We start from the raw sequence: 16,003 nt of genomic DNA, 5'->3' as shown, positions 1-16,003 counted from the left end.
GAGCGACAACATGCAGTCACTGACGTCTTCGCAGAACACCGCCTATCCCTCCGGTCAGTCCGCGCTGTCGGGTCTGGTCGGGAACACGCCCCTGCTGCGGGTCTCAGAGCCGCTGGCCCCTGCCGGGCGCGGCTTCTGGGCCAAACTCGAGGGCTTCAACCCGGGCGGCATCAAGGACCGTCCGGGTCTCCACATGGTCGAGCGGGCCCGGGCCCGCGGCGATCTGCGGCCCGGCGGACGGATCATCGAGTCCACCAGCGGCACCCTGGGCCTGGGACTGGCGCTGGCCGGCATGGTGTACGGCCACCCCGTCACCCTGGTCACCGACCCGGGGCTGGAGTTGTCCATGACCCGGCTGCTGACCGCGTACGGCGCCCAGGTCAACGTCGTTTCCGAGCCCCATCCGACGGGCGGCTGGCAGCAGGCCCGCCGTGAGCGCGTGCAGCGACTGCTGGAGCGGCACCCGGAGTCCTGGTGCCCGGACCAGTACAACAACCCCGACAACGTCGCCGCCTACACCCCACTGGCCCTCGAACTCGCCTCCGAGATGGGGCACATCGACGTACTCGTGTGCAGCGTCGGCACCGGCGGCCACTCCGCGGGCGTCTCCCGGGTGCTGCGCCAGCTGTACCCCGAGCTGTCGGTCGTCGGCGTGGACACCACGGGTTCGACGATCTTCGGCCAGCCCGCCCGGCCCCGCCTGATGCGCGGCCTCGGCTCCAGCATCTATCCCCGCAACGTCGCGTACGAGAACTTCTCCGAGGTGCACTGGGTGGCCCCGCACGAGGCGGTGTGGACCTGCCGCCAACTCGCCTCATCGCACTACGCCACCGGAGGATGGAGCGTGGGGGCGGTCGCCCTGGTGGCTGGCTGGCTGGCCCGGACGATGCCCGCCGATGCCCGCGTCGTGGCGATCTTCCCCGACGGCCCGCAGCGCTACCTGGGGACGGTGTACGACGACGACTACTGCGCCGCCCACGGCTTGCTGGACTCACCTCCAGCTCCGGAGCCGGAGCTGATCGGCCGCCTGGACGAGAAGGAGGTCTCCTGCTGGACACGGTGCACCACCGTGGTCGATCCCCTCACTCTCCAGGACACGCCGAAGGAGGCAGCCGAGGGTCTCGGGGACCCCGGGGACGTCGCGGGCACCGAGTCCGACGCGGGGAAGGAGGACCGGTGAAGGGGCTGTACACGCAGGTGCGTTCGTACGAGGGCAGTGTCCAGTTGTTGATGGTGAATCAGTTCACCATCAATCTCGGCTTCTACATGCTGATGCCCTATCTGGCCGCGCACCTCTCCGGCACCCTGGGACTGGCCGGCTGGATCGTCGGGCTCGTGCTGGGCGTGCGCAACTTCAGCCAGCAGGGCATGTTCCTGGTCGGCGGCACGCTCGCCGACCGGCTCGGCTACAAGCCGTTGATCGTGGCCGGGTGCGTCCTGCGCACCGTCGGCTTCGCCACGCTCGGCCTGGTGGACTCGCTGCCGGCCCTGCTCGCCGCCTCGGCGGCGACAGGACTGGCCGGCGCGCTGTTCAACCCGGCCGTACGCGCCTATCTCGCCGCGGACGCGGGGGAGCGCCGGGTGGAGGCGTTCGCGCTGTTCAACGTCTTCTACCAAGCCGGGATTCTGTTCGGCCCGCTGGTGGGGATGGTGCTGACCGGGGTGGACTTCCGCGTCACCTGCCTGGTGGCGGCCGGGATATTTGCGCTGCTGTCCGTCGTGCAGATCCGGGCCCTTCCGGCCAGGCGCAAGGACGCGGGTCAGGAGCGTGGCGGCGACCGTGCGAGTGTGCTCGCGCAGTGGCGGGGCATCCTCGCCAACCGGCCGTTCCTGCTCTTCTCCGCTGCCATGATCGGTTCGTACGTCCTGACCTTCCAGGTCTATCTGTCCCTGCCGCTGGAAGTGCGACGGCTCGGCGGCGACGGTGAGTTCGGCACGGCAGCGGTGGCGGTGCTCTTCGCGGTCTCCGGGCTGAGCACCATCCTCGGTCAGACACGTGTGACCGCCTGGTGCAAGGCCCGCTACGAGCCCGGCGAGGCACTCGTGCGGGGTCTGGCGCTGATGGGTCTGGCGTTCGTGCCCCTGCTGCTCGCGGCCGCCGTGCCCGTACCCGGAACCGGCGTGGGGCTGTGGCTGCTCGCCGCGGTGCCGCCGACGCTCGCCGCGCTGCTGCTGGCCATCGGCACGATGATCGCGTACCCGTTCGAGATGGACACCATCGTCCGCCTCTCCGGCGACCGGCTCGTCGCTACCCACTACGGGCTCTACAACACGATTTGCGGCATCGGGATCACCCTCGGCAACCTCCTCACCGGCGCCGCACTCGACGCGGCCCGCGCCGCCGGAACGCCCGCACTGCCGTGGATCTCTCTGACCGTGCTCGGCCTCGCCTGCGCCGCAGCGCTGTACGGCCTGCACAGCACCGGTCGCCTGAAGGCTCCCGCCCCCGAGCCGCAGCCCGCCACGGTCTGACCAACCGGGCCTCAGGTCCAGGGGCGGGCACCGAACGGTGCCCGCCCCGCTGGGCCCTGCCTTGACGACGGACGGCCCGCACCCGCAGTGACCGGTGCCGGCCGCGGCCGGTCCGCCGGGAGCCGACAGATGGCTGACCGCCTGCCGGCTCCCGGCCGTCATGCCCGTCGCTCGGAGCGCAGGGACTCAGTGCGCGTGGCCGTCGTCTGCGTGTCCGGCCTCTCCCTCGCCCCCGCTGTCCGTACTCGGAGAGGACGGGGGTGGCGTCGTCCCGCTCTTCTCGGCGCGGCCGTCCCCCGACTCCTGCTCCGTACTCTCCTCGGCGTGGCCGTGACCTGACTCCTGCCCCGTGCTCTCCTCGTCCCCGGTGTTCTTCAGGACGCTCGTCAGCGACGAGACGGCCAGGAGTCCGACGGAGCAGATCGGCCTGTAGTCCACCCTGTCGAGGCTCAGGCGGCCATCATGACCAGCATCGCCGACATCGTGCTGCCCATGCCGATGTGGGCCAGCAGTGCCGCACCGGGTGAGGTGCCCGGCGCGCGTCGACGGCGTCGGCCGCCCGCGGCAGCGTGGGAGCGGTGCTTTTCGTTCCTCGGCCGGGCCCTGTCCCATACGGAGATGGCCAGCGACGCGATGAACACCACCATCGCGTCGGGCAGGGCCAGAAGGTGGTGCGTCCAGCGGGACCGGCCACTGCGCCGGCCCGCTGCCGCGGCGGACCGGTCGGCGCTCCGCAAGCGCGTCCACAGGGACGCGACGATCGAGAGCACGAAGTACACGGCGAGTCCGACCAGGACCAGACGCCAGACTGATGCGGAGCCGGAGGACGCCGCCGCATGGGTGCCGGCGGAGGCCATGTCGTGACCGGCCGTCCCCGAATGGCCGTGGCCCGCCATCCCCGTCATGGAGTGGTCCATCCCCGCCATTCCGGCCGGGTCTGCCGCCTCCGAGGCACCTTCCGTGCCTGCTGCTCCATGACCGTGACCGTGACCGTGCCCGGACGTGCCCAGGGCGAGCACGGGACCGGAGGTGCTGCCGGGCATGGCGAGCGTCATGATCACCATGGCGGCGCTGCCGATGATGTGGTGTGCCCAGTGCCGACCGCGGCGCCAGCCGTGTCGCAGCGTGTGGTGTACGGACAGCACGATTCCGCCGAGACCGACGGCGGCGAACGCCGTCACCCACGCGACGCCGTGGTCCCCGAAGGACGCCGACGTGGCGGGCAGGAACATGGCGGCCATGCCCCCGGCCATGACCAGGTCGCCTCCGGCGGCGAACCGGACTTCTCCGCTGTCGGCCGCCGCCAGCCGGGCCAGGCTCACCATGGCGACGAGCCCGGAGACCGCCACCAGTGACCAGGTAAGGGCCGGGCTTCCCATTGCTGCCCTCCGCATCGGGCTGATCACTACTGATGCCCTTAGTACGTGGCGGTGACCGCGGGCGTTCAGGGACTGGAGGGAAGGCAGGTATGCGAGCACCCGCCGCCCGGTTCCGGTCCGGGTTCAGGGGCGGCCGGTCGCGTAGAACGGCATGTAGTCGAGCGGTGTGATCTTTCGCCGCACTACGCAGCCCCATAGCCGCCGTCTGCGGCTGAACCCAAGCGCTCTCGAGGGAGTTGGGGTCGGCGGGGGAGGGCCGGCGAACGCCGCCGCGAGGGTCAGGCGGCTCGGCGGATGGGCTCGTCGGCGCTGACGGCGGCCGGTGCCGACGGGGCGGGAGCGGGGCCGGGAGGAGCGGCGGGCAGGCGCAGGCGTTTCAGTGCGAGTGCGTTCACGGCCACGATGACGCTGGAGCCGGACATGGACAGGGCCGCGATCTCGGGCCGGAGGATCAGGCCGAAGGCGGGTTCGAAGACGCCGGCGGCGATGGGCAGGGCGAGCGTGTTGTAGCCGATGGCCCAGCCCAGGTTCTGGCGCATCTTGCGCAGGGTGCCGCGGCCGATGCGCAGGGCGGTGGGCACGTCCAGGGGGTCGGAGCGCATCAGGACGAGGTCGGCGGTCTCGATGGCGACGTCGGTGCCCGCGCCGATGGCGATGCCGAGGTCGGCCTGGGCCAGTGCGGGGGCGTCGTTGACGCCGTCGCCGACCATGGCGACCGTGCGGCCGGTGGCCTGGAGTTCGGCGACCTTGGCGGCCTTGTCGCCCGGCAGGACTTCGGCGATCACGGTGTCGATGCCCAGCTGCTCGGCGATCCGCTCGGCGGTGGCCTGGTTGTCGCCGGTGAGCATGACGACTTCGACGCCGAGGGCATGCAGTTCCGCCACCGCGGTGGCGGAGGTCTCCCGGGGGGCGTCGGCGATGCCGATCAGGCCGGCGGCTCGCCCGTCGACGGCGGCGATCACGACCGTACGGCCGGTGGCCGCCAACTCGTCCCGCTTCGCCGCGAGCTCCGTCAGGTCGACGTTCTCGCGTTCGGCCAGGCGGCGGTTGCCGACCACGACCCGGTGCCCGGACACGGTGGCGACGGCACCGTGTCCGGGGACGTTCTCGAACCCCTGCGCGCGTTCCGTCACGCGCAGTGTCGCCTCCGCATGGCGTACGACGGCTGCGGCGAGGGGGTGTTCGGACTCCCGCTCCACCGCCCCGACCAGCCGCAGCAGCTCGTCTTCGTGGAAGGCGCGAGCGATGACCACGTCGGTGACTTCCGGCTCGCCCTTGGTCAGGGTGCCGGTCTTGTCCATGACGACGGTCCGGATGCGGGCGGAGGTCTCCAGCCCCATGGCGTTCTTGAACAGCACGCCGCGCTTGGCGCCCAGGCCGGTGCCGACCATGATCGCGGTGGGAGTGGCCAGTCCGAGCGCGTCCGGGCAGGTGATGACCACGACCGTGATGGCGAACAGCATGGCGGCACCGAGGGAGCGGTCGGTGGCCAGCAGCCAGACGGCCAGCGTCGCGGCCCCGCCGATCAGCGCGACGAAGACCAGCCAGAACGCCGCCCGGTCCGCGAGCCGCTGTCCCGGGGCCTTGGAGTTCTGGGCCTGCTGGACCAGCTTGACGATCTGGGCCAGGGCGGTGTCCGTGCCGACCTTCGTCGCACGTACGCGCAGCGTGCCGTTGGCGTTGATGGTGGCACCCACGACCTGCGCACCGGGCTCCTTGTGCACGGGCAGGCTCTCGCCGGTGACCATCGACTCGTCGACCTCGCTGCTGCCCTCCTCGACGACGCCGTCGACGGCGATCTTCGCACCGGGGCGGACCAGCAGCAGGTCGCCGACGGCCACCTCGGCGGTGGGCACCTCGACCGGTTCGCCGTCGCGCAGCACGAGCGCCTTGGGCGGGGCCAGGTCGAGCAGGGCGCGGATGGCGTCGTTGGCGCCGCCGCGGGCGCGCATCTCGAACCAGTGGCCGAGCAGGACGAAGGAGGCCAGCACGGTGGCCGCCTCGTAGAAGACGTCGCCGCCGCCGGTGAGGGTGACGATCAGGGAGTACAGCCAGCCGGAGCCCACGGCGACCGCGACCAGCACCATCATGTCCAGGGTGCGGGCCCGCAGGGCCCGTAGTGCGCCGTCGAAGAAGATCGTGCACGAGTAGAAGATCACCGGAAGGCTCAGCAACAGCGCCCACACGTCCTCCCGCAGCCCGAACGGGACGGGCACGTCCAGGTCGAAGACGTCCTCGCCGATCGGTGACCAGATCACGATGGGGATCGAGAAGAGCGCCGCGACCAGGAAGCGGTTGCGCATGTCGGCCACCATCGCCGCCATCGACATGGCGCCGTGCCCGCCGTGTCCCATCACCTCGTGGGGCGAGGGCGCCGCTTCCTCGTGCTCGCCGGCGGCGTGGGGCGCGGCCGGTTCGTGGACGTGGGGCGGGGTTGTCTTCCCGGGCTGCGTGGTCGCGTGGTCCGCGTGCGCGCCCGGTGGCGGTGCGCTCGGTGCCGTTGCGGTCGGGGCGGGTGGATCGGGCTCGGCCATCGGGTCGCAGACGTGGGCCGGGACGGACTGGCCCGCGCAGTGCAGGCCGCACTCCTGTACCCAGTCGCGCAGCTCCGCCAGGGACGTGCGCCTCGGGTCGAAGACCACCGTCGCGGTCTGCGCCACCGGGTTGGCCTCGACATCGAGCACGCCGGGCCGTCGGCCCAGGACGGCGGTGACGGTGCTCTGCTGGGAGGCCCAGTTCAGGCCCCGTACGTCCAGCACCGCGGTACTGCGTTCCTTGAGAGTGTGGGTGTACCGGGGCTCTGAGGGGCTGGTGTGACCTTCATGGCGCCGGTGTTCCGCGTGATGGTCGTGCACGGTCACTTCTCCTTCGCGGGGCGGGCCGAGGCGCCCTCCCAAGGGCGAGGGATGCGCGGTGAACCGGCGAGGGCGGTCAGGATCCGGGCCGCCTGGACGCCGGTGACGGTCAGGGGTGGGAGGCGTTCATCAGTGGCCCTTCGGGTCGGGTCACCCATAGTTCGACGGTGCGCGCGATGAGGGCCGGCAGCAACACCACGACGGCTTCGCACTCTGTTCGCGATACGGCCGCATCGCCACTCCCGACTTCTGTGGCACGACGAACCGCCGGACACCGCATGGGTGGTGTCCGGCGGCCTTCAGGCCCAGCGGCCCATCGGCAGGGAGTGCTCCTGTTCAGTGTCCGGCGCAGCACCCGTCGCCGTCGTGGCCGGAGCTGTGGGCGAGCGGCAGGGTCTTCAGCGGGTGGCTCCGGGTCGGGACGGGTGTGACCACGGCCCCCTGCTTGACGCGCTTCGGCTGGTCCGCTGCGCAGCCGGGGCAACAGCCGCCGGCGGCATCCGCGGCGGCCGGTGCTTTCCGGCCGTCCCCGGCCGCTGGTGCGGTGCGGGGAGTGATGACCGGACGCGGGCGCTCGGGCGGGGCGGTCGCGGGCGTGGCGGGCTGGGGCGAGCAGCCGTCGTCGGTCTGGCCGAAGCCGCCACTCGTCGTGGCCGCCGTGGCCCGCTGCGGTGCGGGTCGGGCGGCTGCGGCCCGGCGCGCGGTCGGGGCGAGGGCGGTGGTGCCCGGCAGCGGGGTGGCCTTGGCGGCGCGGATCGCGTTGGCGATGACCAGGACCTCGGCGAGTTCATGGATGAACACGACGGTGGCCAGGCCCAGGACGCCGAGGGCGGCCAGCGGGATCAGGACGGTGATGATGGCCAGGGACATGCCGATGTTCTGCAGCATGAGGGTGCGCGAGCGGCGGGCGTGGCGCAGCAGTTGGGGCAGGTGGCGCAGGTCCTCGCCCATCAGCGCGGCGTCCGCGGTCTCGATCGCGACGTCGGTGCCCATGGCGCCCATGGCTATGCCGACGTCGGCGGTGGCCAGGGCGGGGGCGTCGTTGATGCCGTCGCCGACCATGGCCACCGAGCCCCGGCCGCCGCGGGAGCGCAGCTCGGTGACGATCCGGGCCTTGTCCTCGGGGCGCAGGTCGGCGCGGACGTCCTCGATCCCCGCGGCGGTGGCGAGGGCCTGGGCGGTGCGGGCGTTGTCGCCGGTGAGCATGGCCACCCTGACGCCCAGGCGGCGCAGTTCGCGTACGGTTTCGACGGCTTCCGGGCGCAGTTCGTCGCGTACGGCGATGGCGCCGAGCAGGATGTCGTCGCGTTCGACTAGGACGACGGTCGCGCCCTCGTCCTGCAGGCGCTCGACCGCTGCCGCGAGGTCGGCGGGTTCGATGAAGCCGGGGCGGCCGAGCCGTACCGGTGCCCCGTTGACGTCGCCGCGCAGTCCGTGCCCGACGACCGCTGTGACCTCGGCGGCCTCGGGCGCCTGGTCGGCGGCGGCGATGATCGCGGCGGCGAGGGGGTGTTCGCTGCGTGCCTCCAGGGCGGCGGCCAGCCGTAGCACCTGTGCTTCGGTCGCGCCGCCCGCGGTGAGGGTGCCGATGACGCGCGGTTCGTTGCGGGTCAGGGTGCCGGTCTTGTCCAGCGCCACGGTGCGTACGGTGCCGAGTTGTTCGAGGGCGAGGCCGCCCTTGACCAGGGCGCCGGTGCGGCTGGCCGCGCCGACGGCGGCGACGACCGTGAGTGGCACGGCGATGGCCAGCGCGCAGGGCGACGCCGCCACCAGCACCACCAGGGCGCGCTCCAGCCACAGCAGCGGATCGCCGAAGAGCGCACCGAGTCCGGCGATCAGGGCGGAGAGGATCACTATGCCCGGCACCAGGGGCCTTGCGAGCCGGTCGGCCAGACGCTGGCCGGAGCCCTTGCGTTCCTGCGCCTCTTCGACGATGTGCACGATGCGGGCCAGGGAGCTGTCCTTGGCCAGGGCGGTGACCTCGACCTCGATCGCGCCGCCGCCGTTGATCGCGCCGGCGTACACCGGCTCACCGGCCGTGGCCTCGACGGGCATGGACTCACCGGTGATGGCGGACAGGTCCAGGCTGGTGCGCCCGGAACGGATGACGCCGTCGGTGGCGGCCCGCTGCCCGGGCCGCAGCAGCATCACATCGCCCAGCGCCAGCTCGTCGGGGGCGAGGTGCACCTCGTGGCCGTCGCGGAGGACGGAGGCGGTGTCGGGGACCAGGTCGAGCAGCGCGCGCAGGCCCTGGCGGGTGCGGACGACCGCGTAGTGCTCGAGCCCTTCGGCGATGGAGAAGAGCACGCCGAGCATGGCGGCTTCGAAGAACTGGCCGAGCGCCACCGCGCCGACCGCGGCGATGGTCATCAGCGTGCCGACACCCACGTGCCGGTGCCTGAACAGGTTGCGGACCGCCGCCGGGACGAAGGTGGCGGCGCCGACCGCGACCGCGGCCAGCTCCAGCATCGTCTGCGGCGTCCCGGCGCCGGCGCGGCCGGTCGGCCACGCGGCCGCCAGCAGCACGCCCGCCACTACGGCGAACCGCAGCTCACGTACGTGCCACAGCCGCTGGGGCCCCTGCTCGTGTTCCTCGGTTGCGGCGGTGGAGTTCGCCTCGGCCGGCGCGCAGCACTCGGCACCCATCGAGATCCCCTTCCCTCGTTCGTCCTAGATCTCTATGGCGGCATCGGCGTCGTCGCCGAGGAGCACGCCCATCAGCGCCCGGCCCCGCTCGGTGAGCGCGTACATCACCAGCCGCCCGTCCCGGCGGGAGGTGGCCAGCCCCGCGTTGCGCAGCTGCCGTACGTGGTGGGAGACGAGGTTCTGCGCCTGCCCGACGATCCACGCCAGGTCGCACACGCACAGCTCGTCACCGGCGGCCAGCGCCGCCGCCACCTTCAGCCGCGTCGGGTCGGCCATCCCCTTGGCCGCCGACGCGGCGGGTTCCAGCAAGTCGAGCGACGGCAGCCGCCCGCGGATCTTCTCGGCGTGGGGAAGATCAAGGCAGAGCAGGTCGCAGGAGTCGACACGTTCCTCGGTCACATCAATATCCTAACGCTCATTGATATGTCTGAGGAAGGGGGCCCGAGGACCCCTGCGCCGACATGGCCCCGGACACCACCCGGAGTCGAGCCCCAGGCCGGGACGGTGGTCACCGTGCCGTCGTGCTCAGCCTGCCCTTGGCCAGAAGCGGCAGGTCGTGCGCGAAGGACTTCATCGGCGTGTTGCTGGTGTACAGCACATGGGCCTTGTCGTCGGTGGGCAGGAACGCCGGCACCTGTGCGCCGTGGGAGGAGTGGACGCTGCCGTCGTGGTGCACCTCGGGTTCCTCGACCTCGATGCCGAGCGAGAGAGCGGCCTTCTTCACCTGCTTCAGATCGCCTCGCAGGCCGATGAAGTCCTTGTCGAAGGAGGCCAGCCACTTCTTGAGCACCTGGGATGTGTCGCGCTCCGGGTCGGTGGAGACGAACACGACGTCGGTCCTGTCGCGGACGTCCTTGGGCTGCTCGCGCAGGGCCAGGGCGAGGTCGCCGAGGGTGGTGGGGCACACGTCGGGGCAGTTGGTGTAGCCGAAGAACAGCAGGACGGCCCGGCCCGCGGTCTGCTTGCGCAGGTCGAACGGCTTGCCCTCGGTGTCGGTGAGCACCAGGTCCGGCTTGGCGAAGGCGGTGTCGACCTCGGTGCCCTTGTACAGGGAACGGTCTCCCTCCTGCGAGACCACGGCCCCGTTGTCCGAGGAGGCGGGCTCGGAGGAGCCGCAGGCGGTCAACGCCAGCGAGGCGGTGAGGGCGAGGGCGGCGGCCACGGCGGGCCGGGAACGGCGCGGAGTCCGGGTCATCGTCATCGACAGGATCCGATCGTCAGAGTACGTGGACAGTAGGGAGCGGAAGGGTTCGGATGCCGACGGTGTCCGTGCCGTACCGGCGACAAAGGATCGGGAGGTCATGGGGGGCCTTCGACAATGACGGGGGTCAGACGTATGCAGTCAGACGAGGGTGGTCCAGTACAGCCAGAACCGCTGAAGGATCAGCACGGCGATGACCAGGTACCAGCAGGTGAGAACCACGCCGTGGTAGCCGGCCACCGATGCCGCCGCACGGCGCACGCGGTCCGGCACGGGCAGGTGTCCGCGGCTGAGCGTGTGCACCGTGGTGTACCAGAAGACGGGGATCGTCACCGTCCATACGACCATGCAGTACGGGCACAGGGCGTCGATCCGGTACAGGCTCTGGAAGATCAGCCAGTGCACGAAGACGACGCCGAACATCACTCCGGCCTCGAGCCCCCACCAGAACCAGCGCGGCAGCACGGCGCCGGTCAGCAGGACCACACCGACCGCGGTCACCACCGCGAAGCCGGCGATCCCCAGCAGCCGGTTGGGGAACCCGAACACCTCCGCCTGCGCCGTGGTCATCACCGACCCGCAGCTGAGCACCGGGTTGATGCTGCACGACGGGCTGTGGGAAGGGTCCTTCAGCAGGGCGATCTTCTCCACCGTCAGGGTGAAGGCGGCCAGGAAGCCGACCGCGCCGCCGACGGCGAGCACCAAGGCCAGCATCCGCTGCCCGACCGCTACGGCGCCCTGGGTGCCCCCCGTTCGGGAGGGGGTGGGCCCCGCGGTGACGGTCACTTGGCCAGCTCCGCCTCGATGGCCGCCCTGAAGTCGTCCAGCGACTGGATCTGCGGGCGCTTGCCGTTCACGAAGAACGTCGGCGTGCCCTGGACACCCAGCGCGAGGCCGTCCTGGCGGTCCTTCTCCACCCGCTCGGCGGTGGCTGGGTCCTTCCAGTCCGTCTCGAACTTCTTCATGTCCAGCCCCAGCTCCTTCGCGAAGCCGCGGAAGGTCTTCTCGTGCGAGACCTGCTGGTCGCCCCAGCTCTCCTGGGTCTCGTACATCTTCCGGTACATCGCCTCCAGCTTGCCCTGCGCGGCGGCGGCCTCCACCGCACGCGCGGCCGGCTCGGCGTTCTTGTGGCTGGGGATCGGGAAGTAGCGCATGACGAACGTCACCCGGCCCTCGTACTCCTCGCGCAGCCGCTCCACGTGCGGGAATGCCGCGCGGCACGACTCGCACTCCAGGTCCAGGAACTCCACGACCGTGACCTTGCCGTCCTTCGCGGTCGACAGCCGGTGGCTGTCCTTGCGCACGAGCACGTCCGCGGGGGCGGCCTCGGCATCCGCGCCGGCGTCGGCCGGTGCGTCCGACGTGGCGTCCGGCGTGCGGTTGGCCGCCAGCAGCGCGGCGACGACAGCCAGGACAACGGCGACCAGCGCCAGTGAGATCTTCAGATTCTTCGTCATGGGCCTTGAGTGATGGGGTGGCAGGGACAAGAGCGCACGTACGCCGCACCCGCCACCAGTGCCGCCGCGGCAGCATCCTGGCGACGCATCGACATACTTACGGTCATTGATATGAGGGATGGTGGGGGTCGCGCACCAGCAGCTCTTTCTGTCAGGGCGAAGGAGTCGGCGTCCTTGGCCCTGTGGCGGGAGTGCGTCAGCGGGGCGCGGAACCGCGCTCCTTGAGCATGTCGGCCATGAGCTCCATCTCCGACTGCTGGCCCTGCACCATGCCCTGGGCCAGCAGTCGTTCCTGCGGCACCTCGCACTGCTTCGCGCAGGCGCGGGCCATGGTGACGCCGCCCATGTGGTGGTCGGTCATCAGCTGGAGATAAAGGATCTCGGCCGCCTTGCCGCCGGCCTTGCCGAGCCGGCCGATCTCGGTGGGGGTGGCCATGCCGGGCATGAGGGAGCCGTCCTTCGTCTCGTGCCCCATGTGGCCGTCGCCCTCCATCCAGGCCATGTAGCCGTCGGCGGACGTCTTCGGCAGGCTCCACAGGTCGAGCCAGCCGAGCAGCATGCCACGCTGGTTGGCCTGAGTCTGCGCGATGTCGTACGCGAGGCGGCGTACGTCCTCGTCGTCGGTGCGGTCGCGGACGATGTAGGACATCTCCACGGCCTGTTGGTGGTGCACGGCCATGTCACGGGCGAAGCCCGCGTCGGCGGAGGCGGCGGTGGGCGCGTCGGACGAGTCGTCGTCGCCGGGAGCGGCCACGAGCCAGAGCAGCAGGCCGAGGGCGACCGAGACCGCCGCGGCGGCGACCGCCCAGGGGGCGCGGGACGGCTTGCGGGCGGGCACGTCGTCGGAATCCGTCGCGTCCGGTGCCGTCATGGTCGTACTCCTCATGCTGCGGTCAGGCCCCCGGTGCAGGCGGCGCCCGGCTCAGGAGTCTGTGCGCCCTGGACGTACTTGGTGAAGAACTGCTCGACCCTGGGGTCCGACGCCTTGTCCACAGTGAGCTGGCGCCCCCAGGCCGACAGCATGATGGCGCCGGACTGGTCCTTGACGGGGCTCATCAGGGTGTAGGGCGTCTTGGAGACCTTGTCGCTCAGCGTCTTGATGTCGGCGTCGGCGGCCTTGTCGTTGTACGTCACCCAGACCGCGCCGTGTTCCAGGGAGTGCACGGCGTTCTCCTTGGCGATGGGCTTGGTGTAGACGGTGCCGTCGCAGGTCATCCATGCCTGGTTGTGGTCGCCGCCGACGGGTGGGTTCATCGGGTATGCGACAGTGCCCTTGACGTGGTTCTGGGTGAGCTTCTTCTTGTCCCACGTCTTCTCGCCGCGAACGGGCTTCTTCGCCTCGGCGGCCTGCTGTTCGTCCTTCTCGTTGGCGCTGTTGATGGCGTAACCGCCCCAGCCGATCAGTCCGGCGACGATGACCGCGCTGAGCGTGATGGTGATGACGCGGTTGCGGCGCTCGCGGGCTCTCTCGGCGCGGCGCGCCTGCTCTATCTTGGCTCGCCGTGTCTGGGCGGCCGCCTTCTTGCTGGTTCTGCTCATGACTCCGTGTTCCTCGTCCCCGCCGGTACGGCGGCGGTGCAGGGGTGGATGGACGTATGCAGCCGGCCGTACGCGCGTGTGCGCATGGCGGTCCGGCGTACGTCTAGGTCCGTTGCACCTGGAGGACGTGGAGGTCGGGAGCGTGACAGACGGGCGCGGGCTCGGCAGCGAGCCGGGCGGTGTCCGGCTGCCGGGGGATCTCCGGCGTGCGGGGCAGGATCGCCGGCAGCGGCGGGGCAGGAGGAGCGGCGAGTACGGCTTGTACGCCGTCGGCCCGGCAACACGCGTCGCCGGGCTGGCAGTCGGACGTGTGCGTGGCTGTCGCCGGGTGGTGTTCGGCCGGGGCGCCCGTCAGGACCGCCATGGGGGACACGGTGGTGGGGGAGTCCGCGGCTGGGGTGCTCTGGCCATGGCTCACGAATCCCAGGCAGATCACAAGCGCGGCGAGCAGCACGGCGAGGGCAGGGCAGAGCGCCGCGATCCGCGTGCTCCAGCGCGTTTCGCGGGCCGTGTCTCGTGTCCGGCTCCCCATCACTGTTGATATTAGGGGGTCCCTGGGGCGAGCTGTCCGCTGAGCCCGGACGCTCAGCGGTCATCGCCGTCTGCCGCGTCGGGTGCGGGGTGGACGAAGGTGCGGATGACGAGGTGGTCGGGGATGGTCAGGGGCTCGTGGAGGCTGCGGCCCATCTCGTCGAGGGTGAGGTCGAGCTCATGCCGACTTCTCCGGAGCGATCTCCTCGATCAGGCCCTCGACCAGCTTCTTGATCTCGTCCCGGATCGGGCGCACGGCCTCGACACCCTGACCCGCCGGGTCGTCCAGCTTCCAGTCGAGGTAGCGCTTGCCGGGGAAGACCGGGCAGGTGTCGCCGCAGCCCATGGTGATGGAGATGTCGGATTCCCTGACCGCGTCGACGGTGAGGATCTTCGGGGTCTCGGCGGAGATGTCGATCCCGACTTCCTTCATTGCCTCGACGGCGGCCGGGTTGACCTGGTCGGCCGGGGCCGAGCCCGCTGAGCGGACCTCGACGCGGTCCCCGGCCAGGTGGCTCAGCCACGCTGCGGCCATCTGGGAACGGCCGGCGTTGTGGACACAGACGAAGAGCACGGAGGGCTTGTCGGACATCAGGGGTCTCACTTGTCTCGCAACAAAGGCGGGCAGGGCACGCATCAGCACTCGGTGGTATCAGCTACCACTGATGTGAGAGTATCAGTCCATGATGACGTCAGTCGACACTGACCTGATCCGGGTGCTGGCCGACCCGCTCAGGCTCCAGATCGTGACCCTGCTCGCCAAAGAGATGCTGTGCACCACCCACCTCGTGGAGGAGACCGGTGCCCGGCAGACCAACCTCTCCAACCACCTGAGAGTGCTGCGCGAGGCCGGGGTCGTCGAGACGGAGCCGTGCGGCCGGTACACGTACTACAGGCTGCGCCCGGACGTCGTCGCCCAGCTCGCCGGACAGTTCGCCGACCTGGCCGAGTCCGCTCGTACCGCCGCCGACAACAAGCGGTCCTGCCCCTGATCCCTCGCCGCCCCAGGCGGCTGCAGCAAGGAGTCTTTCGTTGACCGCCACGCACGAGACCGCCGCGGAGTCCACCCCATCCGCCGCCGGGGCCCAGCCCGCGCCGGGGGCGACCCCGCCGCGTACACCGCTCGCCGCCCGGGCCGCCGCCGAACTCGTCGGCACCGCGGCCCTGGTCGCGGTCGTGGTCGGCTCCGGCATCCAGGCCACGGAGCTCACGAAGGACGTCGGCGTCCAGCTGCTGGCCAACTCCCTGGCTACGGTCTTCGGACTCGGGGTCCTGATCCTCCTGCTCGGCCCGGTCTCCGGCGCGCATTTCAACCCGGCCGTCACGCTGGCCGAGTGGTGGACCGCCCGGCGGGGCGGCGCTGGGGTGACGATCCGTGAGGCCGCCGTGTATGTCCCGGCGCAGATCGTGGGGGCGATCGGCGGCGCGGTCCTGGCGGATGCCATGTTCGGCCGGCCGCTGGTGGAGTGGTCCACGCACGACCGGTCGGCGGGACACCTTCTGCTGGGCGAGGTGGTCGCCACAGCGGGCCTGATCCTGCTGATCTTCGGCCTGGCCCGCACCGACCGCCTGCGCTTCGCACCCGTCGCCGTCGCCTCCTACATCGGCGCCGCGTACTGGTTCACCTCGTCGACGTCCTTCGCCAACCCGGCGGTGACCATCGGCCGGGCCTTCAGCGACACCTTCGCGGGCATCGCACCCGGCTCGGTCGCCGGCTTCATCGGCATGCAGCTCATCGGCGCGGTGGTCGGCCTGGCTCTGGTGGCACTCATCTTCCTGCCGGGCCGGACGGCCGAGAAGCAGCCGACCGCGTGACGGGGCAACCCAGGTGGTGGTGATCGGCGGCGGCCAGGCAGGGCTCGCCGCCGGATATCGCCTGCGCCGCCTGGGCGTCGACCGGCGTCGGCAGGGTGAGGCTGTCGT

At 71.2% G+C, this 16,003-nt stretch carries 17 protein-coding genes; 4 read left to right on the top strand and 13 right to left on the bottom strand.

Annotated elements, in window-relative coordinates; translation table 11 throughout:
* Window positions 1-10 precede the first annotated feature (10 nt).
* Window positions 11-1,180: a PLP-dependent cysteine synthase family protein gene (locus tag ALMP_RS13085; RefSeq protein ID WP_264927251.1), complete on the top strand. Its 1,170-nt coding sequence runs from the start codon at window positions 11-13 to the stop codon at window positions 1,178-1,180.
* Complete coding sequence (locus ALMP_RS13080; RefSeq protein ID WP_264927249.1) at window positions 1,177-2,472, top strand: MFS transporter; 1,296 nt, start codon at window positions 1,177-1,179, stop codon at window positions 2,470-2,472. Before ALMP_RS13085 ends, ALMP_RS13080 begins: the two co-directional genes overlap by 4 nt.
* Before the next feature lie 186 nt (window positions 2,473-2,658).
* Here ALMP_RS13080 and ALMP_RS13075 read toward each other — a convergent pair whose 3' ends face one another.
* The 13 genes from ALMP_RS13075 to ALMP_RS13015 form a co-directional block, all read right to left on the bottom strand.
* Window positions 2,659-2,910: a hypothetical protein gene (locus ALMP_RS13075; protein ID WP_264927247.1), complete on the bottom strand. Its 252-nt coding sequence runs from the start codon at window positions 2,908-2,910 to the stop codon at window positions 2,659-2,661.
* Window positions 2,911-2,921: 11 nt separating this feature from the next.
* Window positions 2,922-3,851, bottom strand: a complete 930-nt coding sequence (locus tag ALMP_RS13070; RefSeq protein ID WP_264927246.1) for a DUF5134 domain-containing protein — start codon at window positions 3,849-3,851, stop codon at window positions 2,922-2,924.
* A 278-nt stretch (window positions 3,852-4,129) separates the two neighbouring features.
* The gene (locus ALMP_RS13065) at window positions 4,130-6,706 is read right to left on the bottom strand and encodes a cation-translocating P-type ATPase (RefSeq protein WP_264927244.1); all 2,577 of its coding nucleotides are present in this window, start codon (window positions 6,704-6,706) and stop codon (window positions 4,130-4,132) included.
* Between the two features lie 2 nt (window positions 6,707-6,708).
* Complete coding sequence (locus tag ALMP_RS13060) at window positions 6,709-6,864, bottom strand: hypothetical protein (protein ID WP_264927242.1); 156 nt, start codon at window positions 6,862-6,864, stop codon at window positions 6,709-6,711.
* A 178-nt stretch (window positions 6,865-7,042) separates the two neighbouring features.
* Entirely contained in the window at window positions 7,043-9,352 is a 2,310-nt protein-coding gene (locus ALMP_RS13055) for a cation-translocating P-type ATPase (RefSeq protein ID WP_309299467.1), read from the bottom strand.
* Between the two features lie 24 nt (window positions 9,353-9,376).
* Window positions 9,377-9,751 (bottom strand): metalloregulator ArsR/SmtB family transcription factor, encoded by a 375-nt coding sequence (locus ALMP_RS13050; protein WP_264927240.1) that lies wholly within the window; start codon window positions 9,749-9,751, stop codon window positions 9,377-9,379.
* Between the two features lie 109 nt (window positions 9,752-9,860).
* On the bottom strand, window positions 9,861-10,553 hold the full coding sequence (locus ALMP_RS13045; protein ID WP_264927238.1) for an SCO family protein: 693 nt from the start codon (window positions 10,551-10,553) through the stop codon (window positions 9,861-9,863).
* A 141-nt stretch (window positions 10,554-10,694) separates the two neighbouring features.
* Entirely contained in the window at window positions 10,695-11,339 is a 645-nt protein-coding gene (locus ALMP_RS13040; RefSeq protein ID WP_264927236.1) for a vitamin K epoxide reductase family protein, read from the bottom strand.
* Window positions 11,336-12,010, bottom strand: coding sequence for a DsbA family protein (locus ALMP_RS13035; RefSeq protein ID WP_264927234.1), 675 nt, complete (start codon window positions 12,008-12,010; stop codon window positions 11,336-11,338). Before ALMP_RS13035 ends, ALMP_RS13040 begins: the two co-directional genes overlap by 4 nt.
* A gap of 196 nt (window positions 12,011-12,206) precedes the next feature.
* On the bottom strand, window positions 12,207-12,881 hold the full coding sequence (locus tag ALMP_RS13030; protein WP_264927232.1) for a DUF305 domain-containing protein: 675 nt from the start codon (window positions 12,879-12,881) through the stop codon (window positions 12,207-12,209).
* 11 nt (window positions 12,882-12,892) lie between these two features.
* Window positions 12,893-13,549: a DUF3105 domain-containing protein gene (locus tag ALMP_RS13025; protein WP_264927230.1), complete on the bottom strand. Its 657-nt coding sequence runs from the start codon at window positions 13,547-13,549 to the stop codon at window positions 12,893-12,895.
* Between the two features lie 103 nt (window positions 13,550-13,652).
* Window positions 13,653-13,913, bottom strand: a complete 261-nt coding sequence (locus ALMP_RS13020; RefSeq protein ID WP_264927228.1) for a hypothetical protein — start codon at window positions 13,911-13,913, stop codon at window positions 13,653-13,655.
* Between the two features lie 345 nt (window positions 13,914-14,258).
* Window positions 14,259-14,672 carry an arsenate reductase ArsC gene (locus tag ALMP_RS13015; protein ID WP_264927226.1) on the bottom strand — a complete coding sequence of 138 codons (414 nt, stop codon included), beginning with the start codon at window positions 14,670-14,672 and terminating at the stop codon, window positions 14,259-14,261.
* A 91-nt stretch (window positions 14,673-14,763) separates the two neighbouring features.
* Between ALMP_RS13015 and ALMP_RS13010 the strand changes: the two genes are divergently transcribed.
* Together ALMP_RS13010 and ALMP_RS13005 are read left to right on the top strand one after the other, a co-directional pair.
* Window positions 14,764-15,072, top strand: a complete 309-nt coding sequence (locus ALMP_RS13010; protein WP_264927224.1) for a helix-turn-helix transcriptional regulator — start codon at window positions 14,764-14,766, stop codon at window positions 15,070-15,072.
* A 40-nt stretch (window positions 15,073-15,112) separates the two neighbouring features.
* Window positions 15,113-15,895: an MIP/aquaporin family protein gene (locus ALMP_RS13005; RefSeq protein ID WP_264927223.1), complete on the top strand. Its 783-nt coding sequence runs from the start codon at window positions 15,113-15,115 to the stop codon at window positions 15,893-15,895.
* Window positions 15,896-16,003: the final 108 nt, after the last annotated feature.

Source organism: Streptomyces sp. A012304 (genome assembly GCF_026008495.1).
Classification (GTDB): domain Bacteria; phylum Actinomycetota; class Actinomycetes; order Streptomycetales; family Streptomycetaceae; genus Streptomyces.
This window is presented reverse-complemented; position numbering and strand designations above follow the sequence as displayed.